Consider the following 17,387-nt stretch of genomic DNA (forward strand, 5'->3'; position numbering starts at 1 on the left):
GAATATAGCTCCTGATCCAATGTGTTTTTTTGTTGCACTGCTCCAACTTCATTAATGTAATGCTAAACGATGCGAAAATACTATGAGTAGAATAGGACAAGATTCATGAATGATTGTTAGCGATGCCCTCAGAAAATGATTTTCCTCGGCGGTTTCCTCCCAATGACAAACGTCCATGCAAGAAATATGTACCGTACATATGATTATACCGTAGTGAAATATCACCGAAGGGAATGAGTAAACATGGGAGCAGTAGGTTGTGGTGAAGGTTATGGGTATGGCCGTAACGTCGCATTTATCTTGGTTCTTTTTATTCTTTTGGTCATCATCACATCAGCTTTTGTAATTTAATATTCCTTAATCCAAAACAAATAATATCGAGAAAAATAAAGACGGCCCTATCGCGAATAGATGCGAATGCGGGCCGTTTTTTTTCATTGTTCCATGAAAGAAACCAACATCCTTAATGAAGAATTAACTCCTTGGCTAAAAAGGATCTGGACTTTTTTCGGAAGATTGGAACCATAAATCAAAGCTGGAGGAAGTCATCTCGATACTGTTCAAAATCGGATACTCGACACTCCAACTTAAGACGGGTACCATTCGGTTCATAGTTCGTTGAGTGAACATGGGCATGCTCATTGAAATAGGCTACTAATCGGCCATGCTCATAAGGAATCACAATTTCACATTGCATGTAATTCTGGAAAATGCGTTCGCGAATCAGTTGAGTGAGCTCCTCGATGCCCCGCTTCTGCAGGGCTGAGAGGTAGACGTTATCATCTTTTAACAAAGGGTAAGCATGCTCAGTCAAGTCGGTTTTGTTATAAGCAAAAATCATTGGAATTTGATCCGCTCCAAGTTCCTTCAACGTGTCATTTGTAACGTCAATGTGCTGTTTGTATTCCGGGTTTGCAAAGTCTACGACGTGAATCAGCAAATCGGCTTCAGCGACTTCTTCCAACGTAGATCGGAAAGCTTTAACCAAATGGTGGGGAAGCTGGCTTACGAATCCTACCGTGTCAGTTAACAAGAATGATTTACGGTCTGGCAAGTTGACGCTTCGAACGGATGTCTCCAACGTAGCGAACAACATGTCTTTGACAAAGACCTGCTTATGCGCGTGCGGATTATACCACTCGATCATGGCGTTCATTAAGCTTGATTTGCCCGCGTTCGTATAGCCGACCAGACAAATAACAGGGACCTCGTTCTTACGGCGCAGCTTTCGTTGAGTTTGACGACGGGCTACGAGTTTCTCCAGTTCGGATTGCAAAGCCGTGATTCGGTCTTCGATTTTACGGCGGTCGAGCTCAAGCTTGGTCTCACCAGATCCTCGGTTTTTAAGTCCAGCTCCGCCTCCTTGACGACCTAACGATTCTCGAAGTCCTACAAGTCTGGGAAGCATGTATTGGAGCCTCGCAACCTCAACTTGCAGCTGGGCTTCCCTGGTTTGTGCGCGTTCCGCAAAAATGTCTAAAATTAGGATCGTCCTGTCAATGACTTTGCATGCAAGAGATGCTTCCAGGTTTCGAATCTGAGAAGGGGATAGCTCGTCGTTACAAATGACGACGGATGCGTTCCGTTCCGTAATTAGCTGCGATAATTCTTGGATTTTACCCGTTCCGATGTAATGGGAGGGAATCACACGAGTGACTTTCTGGCTTAGTTCACCAACCACCTCAATGCGGCATGCTGCAGCCAGGTTGTTCAGCTCCTCCATCGAGTATGAAAAATCAGGGTGGTTCAAAATATGGACCCCGACGATAATCGCTTTCTCTTTCAGTTGTTCCATTGTTCATCATCCTTTCAAGTTAAGAAGTAAAAAAGAAACAACACAAGCAAGCTGCTTGTGTTGTCGGTAGTTGAGGACAATGACTTTCGTAGCGGACGAAAGAAAACAATCCGCGATTTGGTCGATAAGGATGTTTCACCTTACTTCAAGCCGCGTTGTTTGATCACCGATAGAAGTATCAATTCAGGGTTATAAATGGACAAACTTATCCTGAGTCCTCTGTACACAGACAGAATCTTGAGCGCTATTCAATTAGCCGCGCAAAGACCTAACTCGGATAAAATGTATCACACGTAACCCCTCCGTTTCCTTAAAGTACTTTAAGAGTATCACAGGGAAGAGCTTCCTTGCCTCTCAAAGAATAATTATAATCATTTTTTACTATGCAACAAATGTACGGATATGGTGAGGTTACTGCTTCGAACGATTGATAACGTTCTCGGTATAGGCTCTCAGAGTTTTGATGAACGTTCGCATAGCGTATCCGACATACCTGTCGCTGCGGTAGATCAGACAAATGTCTTGAGAAGGCGTAGGATTTCTCAGCTGAATAACCTGGATGTCTTTATTGTGAAGATTATCCAGCAGCAATCGAGGCAGAACACAAACGCCAACTCCGTTCTGCACCATCTGAAGGAGGGATGATAACGTTGTCGTCACCATATGCGGCTGTAGAACAAATCCCTTGTCCATGCAGAAGCGGTCGATCAGCTTGCGACATTGATGGTCGGGTGGGAACATGACCATCTTCATGGTATCCAGCCTATTCAAGGGTAGGAAGCTTTCCGAGGCAAGGGGATCATTCGTGCTTACCGCCAATGAGAACTCCTCGTGAAATAGAGGAATTGACGTGAGGCGTTCATCTATAACAGGTCCGATGGTTACGCCAACATCGATGCTTCGGTCCAGCACTTGTTCTGTTATTTTCGTGGTTTCCAGAAGGGACAGCGAGATGGTGGGATAGGTCTGATGGAAGTTCAGCAGCAAGGCATTAAACATGAGATCCGCGTCGCCGGGCAAGACACCGATGGATAGCGATCCACCATGCATTTGCTTCAGGTCAGTAATGGCATCAATCGCTTGCTGCAGATGCCCGAACACGGCAGCGCCATGTTCATGAAGAATCGCTCCGGCTTCTGTGAGGACGATTGTTTTTCCCACGCGATCGAACAGTAAAACCCCTAATTCTTCTTCCAATCTTCTTATCTGCTGGCTAATGTTAGGAGCACTAACTCCCATCTTCTCCGCTGCTCTCGTAAAGTGGAGATCTTCACAAATCGCCATAAAATACTGTAGTTGTTTTAACTCCATACTCACACCTGCTTTCAAATGAATCGCTGAATGCATGTTCAATAAATATTGTCACTTCATCTTCTCTATCTGTCAATTCATAATCGTTAACTTATACTTAACGTTCCGATAATCCGCACTGCATTGATGGAATATGCCACGGAATCTATACTAGGAACATAACAAGAGCTTCTTATTACAAAGGAGGAAAACAATATGTCAGAAATGATTATCGACACAGCAAAAACAGTGCGTCAAGTGGTGCTGTACAAGGTGCAGGCCATCCCAGAGGAACTGTTCGACATTCAAGTTGATTCCTATAATAATACGATTCGCTGGAACATTGGACACATGATTTATTGGATGGATACCTACATGACGCTTGGCTTCTCGAAAGACCCGGCTATTCCCACAAGCTATGCATCCTTCTTCAATTCCGGGACAGCTCCGGCAAACTGGGCCGAAACGCCTCCGTCAAAGGAAGAGCTAATCCAACAGCTGTCAGGTCAGCTTAACTCCCTATCCGAGTTAGCTCCCGAGAGTCTGGAGGTACCGCTGGAAGCACCGCTGCAGTTGGGGCCGCTTACTTTTAATCGGGCGGGAGAGTTGCTCAACTTTGGAATGGTCCATGAGGGGATGCATCTTGCAACCTGCGATTGCTTACTTAAGGTCATTCAAGGTAAGCATTAAAACGAGATTCGAAGAATAACTTGAACGAAACAAGCCGGAGCATGGTTGGTCATGCTTCGGCTTTTTGCTGTGTAATACAGCTCATCAAAGATGGTGAAACGTGGTCACTGCAGAACGGAGACGGCTCACAATTGCTTTGACCGAATCCTGGTATATGATCGAACATGATTATTTACCATAATTGCAATCTGATTGCAGGACCAATACTCGCCCCGACGCTTTGGTTACGACCCGTGCTGTGGGTCTCTTTTTAGTTCTTACGCTATTCATGTTAAAATTGAACAGTAACATTGTAAAAAAACGGTATTTTTGAGAAGATACGAGTATCGATAAATGAGGCATTTCAAAATTTGCAACGGCGTAATTACATTTAGAAGGAGGTCTTTCATTGAAACGGAATTTTTCCCTCTTAGGTGTGGTTGCGTCCGTAGGATGCATACTTCTGTGTGTAATGTTTTTGTTTTGGAACCCGTATTCAAGGATCCAAGCGGGTATGGATACGGTTTTAATCTTACTTATAATGTTGATATTTCCTGCATTTTTAGGCATCATAACCTCATTTTTGAGAAATCGAATCTTAATGTACATTGTATTTGCTTGGTCGCTGCCTTATTGTCTTTATTTATCTGTCGCGTCAATTCCAAGTATTTGGAATCTTTTTAGTGTAGTCCTTATTTTATACCTCGTTTCCGCCATAAAGATGAGCCATCAATACCCAAAGCTAAACTGAGGGGCGAAGAACTAATGTTGAACAGTAAATTTTTTCGAATTTGGAGGCACTGAAATGCAGCTTATTAATCCATCGGACGTACAGCATCGAATCGAGAGCTTAAAAGATCAGGAATTGTATATCCATCTAGAAATGACAACAGGCGCCTATGCGGCCCATCTTGACAGTACTAAGCATCCGGCGGCTAATTTCATAACCAATGCTTTGATCCGTTTCACCCATGGGTCGATTGCCGGGAATGGCCCTTATCGGGTCGGGCTGAAAATGCAGCAAGGGTGGGTATACTCCGAAGGGCTGACTCACATTGATCAAAATGAAACGGAGAGGTTGATCCTGGCAGGTCATGACAGTCAGGGCAAGCTGATTGTATCGTTGCAATTAAGCCGGGAGCCCTTCTAGAGGATGAGGAGATGAAGACATTTATGAAACAACATATTCTTGTAGTACTGCCGCATCCGGATGATGAGGCATTTGGCGTTTCTGGTACACTGGCCATGCATGTGCAGCAAGGTGATCGAGTTACATATGCTTGTTTAACACTAGGCGAAATGGGCCGAAACATGGGGATACCGCCTTTTGCCAATCGCGTCACACTGCCGCAAATACGCAAGCAGGAATTGGAAGAATCTTGCCGAGCGATCGGGATCCAAGATCTTAGATTGCTTGGTTTTCATGATAAGATGATTGAATTCGAGGAACAAGAGCTGCTGGACGCCGTAATCGATGAACTCATACAAGAGCTTCGTCCCTCGCTGATCATTACTTTCTTTCCTGGTTATAGCGTTCATCCTGATCATGATGCGTGCGGAGCTGCTGTGATTCGAACGGTTGGAAAGCTTCCAAAAGACGAAAGGCCCCCCGTTCATTGCATAGCTTTTTCCAAAAATCATGAACAAGCTATAGGTAAGCCTACCGTAATTAATGATGTCAGAAGCTTTTTGAAGCAAAAGATGGCCTCCATAAAAGCACATCGCACCCAATTCAAAGCCGCCGAGTTACTAGGTAACAAAGAACCTAACTCAAAAGAGCTACAGGAGCGTTTCGGAACAGAGCGCTTTTGGATTTATCCATTTGAGTGATAAAGTCTTTTCTGCAGACACTTGCAATTTAGGTTTTATCCTGACCGTGAGTTGCTTCATCTGTCATCAAAATAATATTTTCACATGATGTAGAAATCCATCGATCTGGCACGTCATTATTATGAAGACGTCGTGAAACAACCCATTATGGACGTTGAGAGGAGCAATAACCATGAATTACACACTGTTAATGTATGAAACGACAGAGGATTTCGCCAAACGAACCGACCCGATTCACAAGGAGGCGTATGTTGCAAGCTGGGCTCATTATGTCACAGCCTTACGCGATTCCGGCATTGTTGTAAGCAGTGCGGGTCTCCAGTCCCCAGGGACGGGGGCCACGCTCAGCCGTAAGGGCGGCGAATTGCTGGTTCAGGATGGCCCGAGCGTTGAAACGAAAGAACAAATCGGCGGTTTGATTATTATTGACGTGCCGGATTTGGACACTGCATTGGAATGGGCGGCACGCTGTCCCGGCAGCTCGGTTGATGTTCGCCCCAACTTACAGCCGATCACGAGATGAGCGTCATGCAAGCTCGCCAAATAATCGAACAGACGGCCCGTGATTCCTACGGCCGTCTGGTTGCATTTCTGGCTGTTCGTTGGCGAGATCTGGCCGCAGCGGAGGATGCGCTTGCAGACGCTTTTCTGGCCGCGCTGGAAAAATGGCCTGCGACCGGAGTGCCGGACAAACCCGAGGCATGGCTGCTTACTGCAGCGCGGCGTCGGATGATCGACGGCACGCGGCATGCCCGCGTACAAGCTGGTGCGGAGCAAGCTTTGGTCACGATGGCAGAAGATACGCAGCAGTTGGCCGGAACCGAGACATCTTTCCCGGACGAACGGCTCAAGATGCTGTTTATTTGTGCCCATCCCGGAATCGACCCTGCTGTGCGCACGCCGCTTATGCTCCAGTCCGTACTTGGCCTTGATGCGGCCCGTATTGCTTCGGCTTTTGTCGTTAAACCTGCTACGATGGGGCAGCGCCTTACCCGGGCTAAAGCGAAACTGAAGAGTGATGACATCAGATTCGACTTACCCGGTAAGGATGAATGGCCGGAGCGCCTTAATGCCGTTCTTGAAGCCGTCTATGCAGCCTATGGAAGCGGCTGGGATGGCATAAACGGCGAAGATCCTCGTCGTAATGGTCTGGCCGAAGAAGCGATTTTCATGGGAAAGCTGATCGTGCGATTCATGCCGGGGGAACCGGAAGCGCTGGGATTGCTGGCTTTTATGTTGCACTGCGAAGCGCGCCGCCATTCGCGGCGCGATGAGGCAGCCGGCTATGTGCCAATATCCGAACAGGATCTTTCACGTTGGTCAATCGGGATGATCGAGGAAGCGGAACATCACCTTCGCACTGCCGCTCAAGGGAACCGCATCGGGCGGTTCCAGCTTGAAGCGGCGATTCAATCCGTGCATGCTCAACGTGCCTGGACTAACCGTACGGAATGGGAAGAGATTGCGCTGCTGTACGAGGGACTTGTGAGCATCGCTCCAACGATCGGCGCAATCGTCGGCCGCGCGGCAGCTGTTGCCGAAGCGCGCGGCGCCGATACCGGGATGGCGCTGTTGGATGAAATACCGACAGAAGCGGTTAAGAGCTATCAGCCTTATTGGGCGCTGAGCGCCCATTTGTTCAAAAGGATGAAGAGGTTCGAGGAGGCCCGTGCCGCATATAGCCGGGCCATCGGACTGTGCATGGATCCCTCCATTCGAGCGTTTCTAGAGAAGCAACTCGTGAATATTAGTTGTTTCTATTGAATGACTTGTTCAGGTAAAACCCTGACCTCGACCTGATCAGAGATTTTGTACACATGTACTGCTAGGCACAGATCTATCGGGGAACGTTTGTTCAATAAAACAGCAGCAGTCTAGGACTTTTTTTTCTAGTCCATGGCTGCTGCTGTTTCGTTTTTTGAGTCAGTCTAATACTTTATTTTCACAGAACAGCAAGGATTCGATGATTTGATCTGGCATTAATCATTACGAATAATTAGATAAACAATCAGTCCTATGATTGGGAAAAATAACATAGCTAATAGAATAATTATTGCAAATTCAGTGCTTTTACCTCTCCTTATGCTATCTCTATATGCCCATACGCATAAAACTATGTGCACTAAAAATAACACAAAGGATATTAAAAAAAATAATAAAATAATACCGGAGCTAAATGCAACCAAGTTTGATCACCTCTTTTAATTATTAATTTGCACGAAATCACAATGGGAAAGTTTCAGGTATTTCTCTACTTATTATAATAATGTTTACATCATCAATAAATATAGCCCCAAAATGGCGATGGATCTCATCTGCATCCACCGCGGGAAGCATACAAAGTACATTGACATTGGTTTGATATCAAACTATAATGTGATTATGCAAAATAGAGATGCTATTTCATTAATTTCCAAAATTAGAGAGAAAGTTAACAGGTTTATTGTAGCAGAGATGGTGAAGTATGGGATAGACGGTATTGGCACTTCGCATGGCGATATCATCTATCAACTATTTAAGAAGCCCAGACTCACTATGGCGGACATTTCTAAAGGGATTAATAAAGATAAATCTACAGTCACAGCACTTGTTGACAAGTTGGTCCGGCTTGGATATGTGACAAAGGAAAGGGACAGAGAGGACACGAGGGTAGTTTATGTTGCTTTAACGCATAAGGGGAGTGAACTGAAACCGATCTTTGAATCAATATCTAAAGAAATGTTAGACGTGTTTTACTTAAACATCTCTGAAAAAGAAAAAGAAGATCTGCTAAACGTTTTAAAAAAGATCTATAGCAACTTTTAAATTTTTTTCAATAAATAGTTTGATATCAAATTAAATGTTGAGGAGGAAATAATCGTGACAGATTTTACGAAAGAATTGCCCGATCATACGGAGAAATACATTGGGGAAAACGATTTATTTTTAGAGATATTTGAGGGGGAAAACCTTCCCAAAGCAACTAATAAAAGGCCCCCTCTGCTTTTTGTACACGGGGCCTATACAGGAAGTTGGATGTGGAGCAAATACATTCCTCACTTTATCAGTGAAGGGTGGAAATGCTATGTCATGAACTTGAGAAGTCACTACAAAAGCAGGCTGCAGGATATGACTAAGATAACTTTCGAGGATTATTTGGAGGATATTAAAGAGGTTATCGCTGAGTGTAGTGATTCGCCGATTCTTATCGGATTTAGCATGGGAGGGATCTTGAGCCAGAAGTTGGCTGAAACCGTTGAGATCGCAGGGTTGGTGTTGATCGACTCAGTCATAAGCAGAGAAGTTCATGAAGTAGTACCATACAAAGAATTAGTCCAGATGCCACCTGGTATCATATTGCCTGCCCCAACACGTGAAGAGCTTTCAAGCATAGATGAATCGGCAGATGACATAGAATTTCAAAGAAAGTATCTGTCAATGGAGTCATCAAAGGCATTTAGCGCTTTTTCTTTTTCAATCGAAGCAAAAGGAATATCAATAGACAGTAGTTCAATTTCTTGCCCGTGTTTGGTTATCAAAGCAGTAAACTGTGATGATGACGACCGACGGGGGAGAGCGACAGCAGAGCATATCCGTGCTGCATATAAAGGGCTTTGGAACACCACTCATACAGGCGTGCTCGTAGGGCAGAGATATATGGAAACAGTAGATACAATCATGGACTGGTTAGCATACCGGATTCTATCCCAGGAAAACGATCGATCTGCCAAGAAACCATCACCTTGCAGGAAGTCAGATGCTGGCAATCCGCCCAACATCACCCCCTGAAAACGACAGAATTCGACGAATAGTTATAAAAGCTATGCATAAGGAGTGAATCAAGATGGCGAATAATTACAAACGCTTCATTCAAAATCAATTCGAAAAAGCGAAGTCTACCGCTTCCGAATTCATTTCTTCAAGAAGTGAAGAACAAGAAGAAGGCACTATAGAACTAAATCCGCAATATTATGCCCAGCTGAAAGCAATCGCCGATATGCAGCATACGACCGTGCAAGGGATCGTCAATGAAATCATTGTCCACTACCTGGCAAACGCCCCATACGAAACAACCCCCATCTCAGTGGATCAAAAGGAAGATAACCCGCTTCTGTATTTGGATGGTATTTGTAAACTATAGGACTAAGGAGTGCTGACATATGGATAACCACTTGAACATTCAGGATGCCATTTTTCTGGATGAAACAGCTTTAGCCGCTTTAATGAACCCTGAAGATCCTCGCTATGCGAAAGCCCGTTCCCTGTTTCTGGATTTGCATGATCTTGAACGTAATTACATAACAACCAACTCCATTATATTTGACATTCATGAATGGCTTCGCAATGAATACAGCTATCAGCAGGCGGAATATTTTCTGAATGCAATTGATAAAGCAGAGAGTAAAGGCAAGCTGGCGCTCATTTCCAGCGGCCCCGAATTAGAGGGGGAATCGCGAAGACTGCTTATTGACAGGCCCGAGCTCCGTTTCTCGCTCAGCGAAGCATTCACTGCTGTGACCATGTCCTATTATCAGGTAAAACGCATCTTTACTTTCAACCGCAATTTCATTATGCTTGCCAATTTGGATAAGGATATCCGAATCATTCCATCCAATTAAAAGCCTTTAAACAAATACAGCCTGCCCTCTTGAGAGGCCGGCTGTATTTGTTTCGTTGCAATGCCGTAAATTGCTTTTTCCAAGTGTAATTAAAGGGAAACAATCTGAGTTAAGCGAATTATTTAAAAAGTGATTGGTACATTTTAATAATATAAATTGCAGAGGGGGGAATACTCGTGCTAGAACTGACAAAGAACGTACTCGAAGACATGAACAAGCAGCTCGATCGAATCATAATGAGCTTAAACCAACTTGATGATGATTTAATTTGGAAAAAAATGAAGGATTCCATGAACAGCATTGGTAACCTTTGCTTACATTTAGCAGGAAACGAGTATCAGAATTTTATAAGTGCAATCGGAAACAAACCGTTCATTCGGGAACGCACTCGAGAATTTAATTCTGAAGGTGGCATATCGAAGGATGAATTGAGTGGTCTTCTTTTGAAGACAAGGTCCGAATCGGTAAGTATATTATCGGCTTTGTCCGAGGAGGATTTAAAAAGGGAAGTCATAATCCGATATGACTTGGAGGATTGGAATAGAATGCTTCGGGTTAACGCTTCAGAAGATGAAACCTATGAAGTGAGAGTAATCAGCCAGCTTCTTGTTCAGGTTGCGGCACACTACGGATATCATGCAGGACAAATTGTGCTACTCTCCAAATTAATGAAAGATAGGAATGAACACATAACAAGACAGTATCATTAAACATTCATCATTAAGCAAAGTGAAGCGGTCTGTTCTTTGTTTAAAACAGCATTCTTTCGAGAGGGATGTGAGAGATTATTTTGGTAAAACCACTGTTGATTATTGTGAACGGGCTTCCTGGAACCGGAAAGACAACCTTAGCAAAACGGCTTGCTGCAGAAATGCGTTTCCCATTGTTCTCTAGAGACGGTATATATGAGACGCTATTCGATGCTCTAGATTGTCAAAACAACGGGTGTCCCCCTTTGATAGGACCTTCAACGTTTACCCTCCTCTATGCCTATGCAAACTCATTATTAAAAGTTGGCCAATCATTGGTGATTGAGGGTTTTTTTGGTCGACCTGAACTAAGAAGTGCTGAGTTTCTCCAACTGAAACTTACAAGCGATTTTCAGCCATTTCAAATATTGTGTAAGACAGATGGGGAGGTTCTCTTGGATCGTTTCCTTAAACGCATGAGTACCGTAGAACGACATATCGGTCATCATGATCAGGAATGGATTGAAGAAGAACAAAACAAAGAGCGGCTTTTACAAGGACATCTTACGCCCCTTTCTCTCGGTGGTACGGTTGTTGAAATCGACACTACCACTCCTTACAGTTTTGACTATGATGAACTACTTAAGCAAGTCCGAGCTGTTCAATTCAACATGTAATACATGTTTTTACCAATGTTTGACAGATAACAAAACCCTGTGCTAAGATACAAATAATTCATTTTGGACGGAGGGTTGCGTGTGGCAAACTAATTTTTCGATCTATCTTTGCACAGTAAGAAGAGTAAATCTTATTGGCTATATTGTGTGCATAGTAATCGAAGAATGGTCTGCCTTCCACGGCACCCAATTTAATGATGATCGCTTACGTTTCAACTTGATGATCGACTTAGGTAAAGTTACATGTGTATGTGTTTTGACATGTATTTGCGTTAGTCGATGAGGTATTCGTAACGCGATCACTCCATTCTTTTATCGATTACTTGAACACAGGCAGCCGGCCTGTGTTTTTTTATTTTTATAATAGTAAGGAGAGATCTTGCAATGAGCGAACAGTTGTTTAAAGTTAACGGAATCGAACTTTGCGCAGAAAGCTTCGGCAACCCGGAACACCCGGCTATATTACTGATCATGGGAGCTCAAGCGTCCATGGTTTGGTGGGAAGAAGACTTCTGTAAACGCCTAGCCGCCAAAGGACACTTTATCATTCGTTACGATAATCGTGATGTCGGTCGGTCCGTCACCTACGAACCCGGCAATCCTGAATACACCTTTGAAGATATGACTGACGATGCTATCCATATCCTCGATCATTTTGGAATCGACCAAGCCCATATTATAGGTATTTCTATGGGCGGCATGCTGACTCAAATCCTGGCTTTGAGACATCCTGAAAGAGTATTGACCGTTTCGCTAATCTCTACATCGAATTTCGCCCCAGACCTCCCACCGATGAAAGATAAGGTGATGGAATATTTCTCTAATGCGGCGGCGATAGATTGGACGAATGATGCGGTGGTCATTGCTTTTACGGTTGGCAAATGGAAAGTTCTCGCAGGCTCGAAGCATCCGTTTGATGAGAAAAGAATATATGATTTAGCTGCTGAAGAAGTCAAAAGAAGTCGTAATATGGCGAGCATGAATAATCACGGCATGGTGACGGGGGGAGAATCCTATTTGGTACGAACAGGCGATATCGACGTCCCCGCTCTGGTTATTCACGGTACGGAGGATCCGATTATATCTTATGAACATGGAGTCGCTCTTGCCTGCGCTATTCCCAAAGCGGTTTTACTCTCCTTAGAGGGGACAGGTCATGAGCTTCACCATGAAGACTGGGATACCATCATTGACGCGATTTCCAATCACACCCGATATCTTATCGTACCCGCTAACGAAGGAAGAATGTTGCCGTAACAGGCAGTTGGAGGTGAATAACCATGAATAGCCTGCTCTATTATTTAACCTTTGCGTCCGCAATGGGGTCCGGTTTGCTTGCTGGCATATTTTTCACTTTCTCGGCATTCGTAATGACCTCGCTCGCTCGCCTTCCGGCGGAGCAAGGCATAACTGCCATGCAGTCCATCAATACGACTATCCTACAATCGTTATTTATCTTGGTCTTCATGGGCACAACCTTTCTAAGCATCATCCTGGGAATAGCCTCATCCATCAAATTAGGTACGGTTGGAGCAGCATATGTACTTACAGGCAGTCTGCTCATCCTCGTCGGCACATTTCTGGTGACAGTCGTATTTAACGTACCGCTAAACGATACCTTAGCCTCTGTGACTTCAGGGAGTTCCGAGGGTACCCGGGTGTGGAGAGAATATCTTGCCGGTTGGATGCCCTGGAATCATGTGCGGACGATAACTTCAATCGCTGCTCTGGCTTGTTTTATCATCGCTCTTCGCAAGTGGTAGGCACTATGTTGAATTCGTCAGCCTAAATTACACGTCCGTCATTGGAGAGGGATTCAACTTATGAGAAACAATAGTTCAGGAGCTGCTTTGAAGCAGCTCCTTTTTGATTTCATTGAAGTTACGGGCAGGATTGCGTAGCGGCAAAAGTAAAGTTGTGGTATGTATAGAATTAATATATAAATGAACTGGTGGTGTAATTGAGATGCACTGTGATCAATTTATTGAAGCTACTCACTCACTCTTCGGTGACTTATTGACATCATTTGATGAAGGAGAAGAATATGCGTTTTACAATTTTGGTCCTCAGATGATATACCGTATTGGTTTTTCAACGAATATTACACCAGATATCGTACGTCAAGCTGCTGCAAACAAGATCGATCTAATCGTTACGCATCATGATGCTTGGGATTTCGTATTCGGGATGAAGGAAGAATGCCATAATCTACTGAAGCAATTTCAAATCAGTCATTATTTCGTTCATCTACCACTTGATTATGCTGATTTTGGTACATGTAATTCACTTTTTCAAGCATTAAAGGTTAACCAAATTATTCAAACTTCTTATCATAATGAAGGTAGGAGTATGCCCGGAGTAGGTATATTCAAAGAGCCATTAACGTTTGAAGCGTTGAATGAACGAGTAACAAACGTATTAAAAGAAAGTGTTAAGTCATGGAAGAATTCTGAAAAACGAATAAGCAAAGTAGGCATTATTACAGGAGCTGGAAACTCAACTAACAATATCCTCGACGCGTTAAAATTGGGATGCGATGCCTACTTAACAGGTGAAAAAACATTGTATTCGGTACAATATGCTCAATATGTCGGAATGAATATGATAGTCGGAAGTCATACGTTTACTGAAATATTTGGGGTAAGATCTTTGGTTGAACAGATCAGAATAAAGTTTAATCATCTCGAAATCATCGAGCTGTCTGAAGAGCATTTTGAATAATCAAAGCAAGCACTTTTTTGATACCAATATTAGAACGATTCCATCTAAATTAAATTATTTTGTAGATTGAACTAGATGAATCTGTGTTTGATGCAATGAAGCGTGAGGTCAAAGAAGAAACAGGGCTTGATGTTTTTCAGGCAACACTAATTGCTATTTATTCTTCTCCAACAACACAAACATTCACCGACCGTTGGGGGAATGAGCATCATGTGATTGAATATTTATTTCGGGTGGATATGTGGTCGGGTACTCTTGAAAAAGAGACAGATGAAAGTGTAGATGCTGAATTTTACCCATTGGATAATTTACCGGAAGCTTCAAGTGTGCTTTTTGCAAAACATCATCAAAGAGTATTTAAAGACTATAAAAAGTTCGATGGAAAATTAATATTGGAATAGTTGTCAGTGCTGTGACAATAAAAAATGAGAGCAAAAATATCCTCAAAACGGAAATATGTACGTATAATTCCGAAGTGTATCTATTAGAAAATTGAATCCTATAGTATAAATATAGAAAGCGCTATCAGAGGAGGGGCAACTAGAGCATTTAGCAGAAGGAGAATCCCATTAAATTTTCTATATTTATCCAATAATAAGAGGAGGTAGAAAAATGAAAATTCAATATTTCTCTGCAGCTGAAAAGTGGACAGAGGCGCTGCCCATTGGTAATGGCCGACTCGGTGCCATGACATTTGGCGGGGTGATGAACGAACATTTGCAATTCAATGAAGACACGTTGTGGTCCGGCTCCCCAAAGGACGGCAACAATCCCAGAGCCAAAGAAGTACTTCCAGAAGTCCGCCGTCTTCTCATGGATGGTAAATTCATAGAAGCAGAAAAACTGAGTAAGGAAATGTTAGGTCCTTACACACAATCCTATATGCCACTTGGTGACTTGCACCTTAAGTTTGATCACGGAGATCTTTATCAATCATATCACAGGAGCCTATCTCTTCAAGAAGGAATATCGCGTGTGGAGTATCGGATTGGCGATGTTACATACAGCAGGGAAATATTTGCTTCCCATCCGGACCAAGTCATTGTGCTTCGTTTGCAAGCAAGCAAAACGGGTATGTTGAATCTGCATGCTAGGCTGGATAGTCAGCTCCATTACCGTACGGATACAATAGGAAATGATCTTGTGCTTAAGGGAACTGCGCCTGAACATGTGGATCCGAATTACTATGCTACCGATAATCCGGTTGTATTCGGTGACCCTATAACTGCAGAAGCAATACGTTTTGAAGCTCATCTTGGGGCAGTTCTGGATGACGGTAAGCTGCAAGTCGATCATGACGGCATGCATATTCTTGGAGCTACGGGAGTCACTCTCTATTTCGTGGCAGAGACAAGCTTTAACGGTTATAACAAATCCCCCGGCAAGCAGGGGAAGAATCCTGAGCCTCTTGTTACCCGAGCGCTAGAGTTGGTGAAGGCGCAATCGTATGATTCACTGCGACGCAAACACATTGAGGATCATCAAGCTCTATTTAATCGAGTAGAGCTTAGCTTGGGTGAAACCATAGCGCCAGCCGATTTATCGACGGAGGAGCGGATATCCGAATATGGGGCCAAGGATCCCGGTCTGGTAGAGCTCTTATTTCATTATGGCCGTTATCTGATGATTGCAAGCTCTCGTCCAGGCACACAGCCGGCTAATTTGCAGGGCATCTGGAATAAAGAAATACGACCGCCGTGGAGCAGCAACTATACGCTTAACATCAATGCACAAATGAATTATTGGATGGTAGAAACCTGCAATCTTGCGGAATGCCATGAGCCTTTTCTCAGTTTTATTGGAAGATTATCGCAGAATGGAAAGAAAACGGCGGATGTACATTATGGGGCTCGTGGCTGGACGGCACATCATAATACGGATATTTGGTGCCAAGCCTCACCTGTCGGTGATTATGGTCAAGGTGATCCTGTTTGGGCTTTATGGCTGATGGGGGGACCGTGGACAACACAGCATTTATGGGAGCACTATGCATTTGGCAAAGATGACACTTTCCTGCGCAATTATGCTTATCCTATAATGAAAGAAGCAGCGCTTTTTTGCCTGGATTGGTTGGTAGATGACGGGTCTGGCCGATTGATTACCATGCCATCTACTTCTCCGGAACACAAATTTGTGACCGCAGAAGGAAAAGCCGGCGTTAGCGTAGCAGCCACCATGGATCTGTCAATCATTTGGGATTTGTTTACGAATTGTATGGAAGCATCAGAAATTTTGCAAATGGATGCTGACTTCCGCCAAGAATTGGACGATGCGCGAAGTCGATTATTTCCGATGCAAATCGGCAAATATGGCCAGCTTCAGGAGTGGTCCCAGGATTTCGAGGACGAAGATAAGCATCACAGGCACATCTCCCATTTATTCGGCGTTTATCCTGGCCGTCAGTTGACACAGCATACAACACCGGAGCTATACACGGCAGCGCAGCAATCCCTGAATAGGCGCGGAGATGAGGGGACGGGATGGAGCCTCGGCTGGAAAGTGGGATTATGGGCTCGATTTGGAGATGGAAACCGGGCACTAGGCCTTCTTGCCAATCTGCTAAGGCTCGTTAAAGATGATACGGAAAATTACCAAACTGGGGGTATTTATGCGAATCTGTTTGATGCTCACCCCCCGTTTCAAATTGATGGCAATTTTGCCGCAGCATCAGGAATAGCTGAACTACTGCTGCAATCCCATCAAGGGTACCTTCACTTGCTTCCCGCTCTACCTGATGCTTGGCCGACAGGCTTCGTTAAAGGCTTAAGGGCACGCGGAGGATTCGAGGTGAACATAAGTTGGAATAAGGGCGAAATTGTTCAAGCAGAGATTTATTCTCATTCTGGAGGGCTTTGCAGCGTTCAGATCGATGCTTTGATTAGGAGTGAATTTCTAACTGTGATAGGAAAACGATATACGATTTCATTGAATCCGTTGACCATTAAAGAACATTGAATGTTTCCTGTGTGCAATAACCATGGATAAAAGGGCCACAAGGATTGGAAAAAGACACCTCATTCTGAGAGCACTGCAAAACGAATACAGAATCTGTAAAAATAGACCCAGTGGCGCATAGGCACTGGGTTTGTTGTATACTGGAAGAAAAGGAAAAGTGGAG

General features: G+C 43.9%; 20 protein-coding genes. 17 read left to right on the plus strand and 3 right to left on the minus strand.

Annotated elements, in window-relative coordinates; all coding sequences use genetic code 11:
* Positions 1-243: 243 nt before the first annotated feature.
* Positions 244-351: a YjcZ family sporulation protein gene (locus ASD40_RS36300; RefSeq protein ID WP_082562131.1), complete on the plus strand. Its 108-nt coding sequence runs from the start codon at positions 244-246 to the stop codon at positions 349-351.
* Positions 352-529: 178 nt separating this feature from the next.
* On the opposite strand, the gene hflX is transcribed toward ASD40_RS36300, so the two are convergent.
* On the minus strand, positions 530-1,795 hold the full coding sequence (gene hflX, locus ASD40_RS08610) for a GTPase HflX (protein ID WP_057302907.1): 1,266 nt from the start codon (positions 1,793-1,795) through the stop codon (positions 530-532).
* A 411-nt stretch (positions 1,796-2,206) separates the two neighbouring features.
* Positions 2,207-3,106 carry a LysR family transcriptional regulator gene (locus ASD40_RS08615; protein WP_057302908.1) on the minus strand — a complete coding sequence of 300 codons (900 nt, stop codon included), beginning with the start codon at positions 3,104-3,106 and terminating at the stop codon, positions 2,207-2,209.
* Positions 3,107-3,301: 195 nt separating this feature from the next.
* Between ASD40_RS08615 and ASD40_RS08620 the strand changes: the two genes are divergently transcribed.
* The 5 genes from ASD40_RS08620 to ASD40_RS08645 all read left to right on the plus strand — a co-directional run bounded on the left by ASD40_RS08620 (position 3,302) and on the right by ASD40_RS08645 (position 7,348).
* On the plus strand, positions 3,302-3,775 hold the full coding sequence (locus ASD40_RS08620; RefSeq protein ID WP_057302909.1) for a DinB family protein: 474 nt from the start codon (positions 3,302-3,304) through the stop codon (positions 3,773-3,775).
* Positions 3,776-4,559: 784 nt separating this feature from the next.
* The gene (locus ASD40_RS08630) at positions 4,560-4,904 is read left to right on the plus strand and encodes a YojF family protein (protein WP_057302911.1); all 345 of its coding nucleotides are present in this window, start codon (positions 4,560-4,562) and stop codon (positions 4,902-4,904) included.
* Between the two features lie 23 nt (positions 4,905-4,927).
* Positions 4,928-5,584 (plus strand): bacillithiol biosynthesis deacetylase BshB2, encoded by a 657-nt coding sequence (bshB2, locus tag ASD40_RS08635; protein ID WP_057302912.1) that lies wholly within the window; start codon positions 4,928-4,930, stop codon positions 5,582-5,584.
* Positions 5,585-5,756: 172 nt separating this feature from the next.
* Positions 5,757-6,107, plus strand: a complete 351-nt coding sequence (locus tag ASD40_RS08640) for a YciI family protein (protein WP_057302913.1) — start codon at positions 5,757-5,759, stop codon at positions 6,105-6,107.
* Between the two features lie 5 nt (positions 6,108-6,112).
* Entirely contained in the window at positions 6,113-7,348 is a 1,236-nt protein-coding gene (locus ASD40_RS08645; RefSeq protein WP_057302914.1) for an RNA polymerase sigma factor, read from the plus strand.
* 215 nt (positions 7,349-7,563) lie between these two features.
* On the opposite strand, the gene ASD40_RS36305 is transcribed toward ASD40_RS08645, so the two are convergent.
* On the minus strand, positions 7,564-7,719 hold the full coding sequence (locus ASD40_RS36305; RefSeq protein WP_321166582.1) for a PLDc N-terminal domain-containing protein: 156 nt from the start codon (positions 7,717-7,719) through the stop codon (positions 7,564-7,566).
* A gap of 247 nt (positions 7,720-7,966) precedes the next feature.
* On the opposite strand from ASD40_RS36305, the gene ASD40_RS08650 reads away from it, so the two are divergent.
* The 11 genes from ASD40_RS08650 (at position 7,967) to ASD40_RS08700 (ending at position 17,224) form a co-directional block, all read left to right on the plus strand.
* Positions 7,967-8,389 (plus strand): MarR family winged helix-turn-helix transcriptional regulator, encoded by a 423-nt coding sequence (locus ASD40_RS08650; RefSeq protein WP_057302930.1) that lies wholly within the window; start codon positions 7,967-7,969, stop codon positions 8,387-8,389.
* Positions 8,390-8,443: 54 nt separating this feature from the next.
* The gene (locus ASD40_RS08655; protein WP_057302915.1) at positions 8,444-9,352 is read left to right on the plus strand and encodes an alpha/beta hydrolase; all 909 of its coding nucleotides are present in this window, start codon (positions 8,444-8,446) and stop codon (positions 9,350-9,352) included.
* Positions 9,353-9,407: 55 nt separating this feature from the next.
* Positions 9,408-9,704: a hypothetical protein gene (locus ASD40_RS08660; protein WP_057302916.1), complete on the plus strand. Its 297-nt coding sequence runs from the start codon at positions 9,408-9,410 to the stop codon at positions 9,702-9,704.
* A gap of 19 nt (positions 9,705-9,723) precedes the next feature.
* The gene (locus tag ASD40_RS08665; protein ID WP_057302917.1) at positions 9,724-10,182 is read left to right on the plus strand and encodes a hypothetical protein; all 459 of its coding nucleotides are present in this window, start codon (positions 9,724-9,726) and stop codon (positions 10,180-10,182) included.
* Between the two features lie 176 nt (positions 10,183-10,358).
* The gene (locus ASD40_RS08670; protein WP_057302918.1) at positions 10,359-10,892 is read left to right on the plus strand and encodes a DinB family protein; all 534 of its coding nucleotides are present in this window, start codon (positions 10,359-10,361) and stop codon (positions 10,890-10,892) included.
* A gap of 80 nt (positions 10,893-10,972) precedes the next feature.
* On the plus strand, positions 10,973-11,548 hold the full coding sequence (locus ASD40_RS08675) for an AAA family ATPase (RefSeq protein WP_057302919.1): 576 nt from the start codon (positions 10,973-10,975) through the stop codon (positions 11,546-11,548).
* A 384-nt stretch (positions 11,549-11,932) separates the two neighbouring features.
* Positions 11,933-12,805 (plus strand): alpha/beta fold hydrolase, encoded by an 873-nt coding sequence (locus ASD40_RS08680; protein ID WP_057302920.1) that lies wholly within the window; start codon positions 11,933-11,935, stop codon positions 12,803-12,805.
* Positions 12,806-12,828: 23 nt separating this feature from the next.
* On the plus strand, positions 12,829-13,311 hold the full coding sequence (locus tag ASD40_RS08685) for an anthrone oxygenase family protein (protein WP_057302921.1): 483 nt from the start codon (positions 12,829-12,831) through the stop codon (positions 13,309-13,311).
* A gap of 202 nt (positions 13,312-13,513) precedes the next feature.
* Entirely contained in the window at positions 13,514-14,269 is a 756-nt protein-coding gene (locus ASD40_RS08690; RefSeq protein WP_057302922.1) for a Nif3-like dinuclear metal center hexameric protein, read from the plus strand.
* Between the two features lie 65 nt (positions 14,270-14,334).
* Complete coding sequence (locus ASD40_RS08695; RefSeq protein WP_327205281.1) at positions 14,335-14,670, plus strand: NUDIX domain-containing protein; 336 nt, start codon at positions 14,335-14,337, stop codon at positions 14,668-14,670.
* A gap of 211 nt (positions 14,671-14,881) precedes the next feature.
* On the plus strand, positions 14,882-17,224 hold the full coding sequence (locus ASD40_RS08700) for a glycoside hydrolase family 95 protein (protein ID WP_057302924.1): 2,343 nt from the start codon (positions 14,882-14,884) through the stop codon (positions 17,222-17,224).
* Positions 17,225-17,387: the final 163 nt, after the last annotated feature.

Origin of the sequence: Paenibacillus sp. Root444D2 (assembly GCF_001426375.1) — a bacterium.
Classification (GTDB): Bacteria; Bacillota; Bacilli; order Paenibacillales; family NBRC-103111; genus Paenibacillus_E.

What these genes read in the sequence shown, in the direction of transcription:
- ASD40_RS36300 (WP_082562131.1), top strand. Translation starts at nt 244, where the DNA reads ATGGGAGCAGTAGGTTGTGGTGAAGGTTATGGGTATGGCCGTAACGTC.
- hflX (WP_057302907.1), bottom strand. Translation starts at nt 1,795, where the DNA reads ATGGAACAACTGAAAGAGAAAGCGATTATCGTCGGGGTCCATATTTTG.
- ASD40_RS08615 (WP_057302908.1), bottom strand. Translation starts at nt 3,106, where the DNA reads ATGGAGTTAAAACAACTACAGTATTTTATGGCGATTTGTGAAGATCTC.
- ASD40_RS08620 (WP_057302909.1), top strand. Translation starts at nt 3,302, where the DNA reads ATGTCAGAAATGATTATCGACACAGCAAAAACAGTGCGTCAAGTGGTG.
- ASD40_RS08630 (WP_057302911.1), top strand. Translation starts at nt 4,560, where the DNA reads ATGCAGCTTATTAATCCATCGGACGTACAGCATCGAATCGAGAGCTTA.
- bshB2 (WP_057302912.1), top strand. Translation starts at nt 4,928, where the DNA reads ATGAAACAACATATTCTTGTAGTACTGCCGCATCCGGATGATGAGGCA.
- ASD40_RS08640 (WP_057302913.1), top strand. Translation starts at nt 5,757, where the DNA reads ATGAATTACACACTGTTAATGTATGAAACGACAGAGGATTTCGCCAAA.
- ASD40_RS08645 (WP_057302914.1), top strand. Translation starts at nt 6,113, where the DNA reads ATGCAAGCTCGCCAAATAATCGAACAGACGGCCCGTGATTCCTACGGC.
- ASD40_RS08650 (WP_057302930.1), top strand. Translation starts at nt 7,967, where the DNA reads ATGCAAAATAGAGATGCTATTTCATTAATTTCCAAAATTAGAGAGAAA.
- ASD40_RS08660 (WP_057302916.1), top strand. Translation starts at nt 9,408, where the DNA reads ATGGCGAATAATTACAAACGCTTCATTCAAAATCAATTCGAAAAAGCG.
- ASD40_RS08665 (WP_057302917.1), top strand. Translation starts at nt 9,724, where the DNA reads ATGGATAACCACTTGAACATTCAGGATGCCATTTTTCTGGATGAAACA.
- ASD40_RS08680 (WP_057302920.1), top strand. Translation starts at nt 11,933, where the DNA reads ATGAGCGAACAGTTGTTTAAAGTTAACGGAATCGAACTTTGCGCAGAA.
- ASD40_RS08685 (WP_057302921.1), top strand. Translation starts at nt 12,829, where the DNA reads ATGAATAGCCTGCTCTATTATTTAACCTTTGCGTCCGCAATGGGGTCC.
- ASD40_RS08690 (WP_057302922.1), top strand. Translation starts at nt 13,514, where the DNA reads ATGCACTGTGATCAATTTATTGAAGCTACTCACTCACTCTTCGGTGAC.
- ASD40_RS08700 (WP_057302924.1), top strand. Translation starts at nt 14,882, where the DNA reads ATGAAAATTCAATATTTCTCTGCAGCTGAAAAGTGGACAGAGGCGCTG.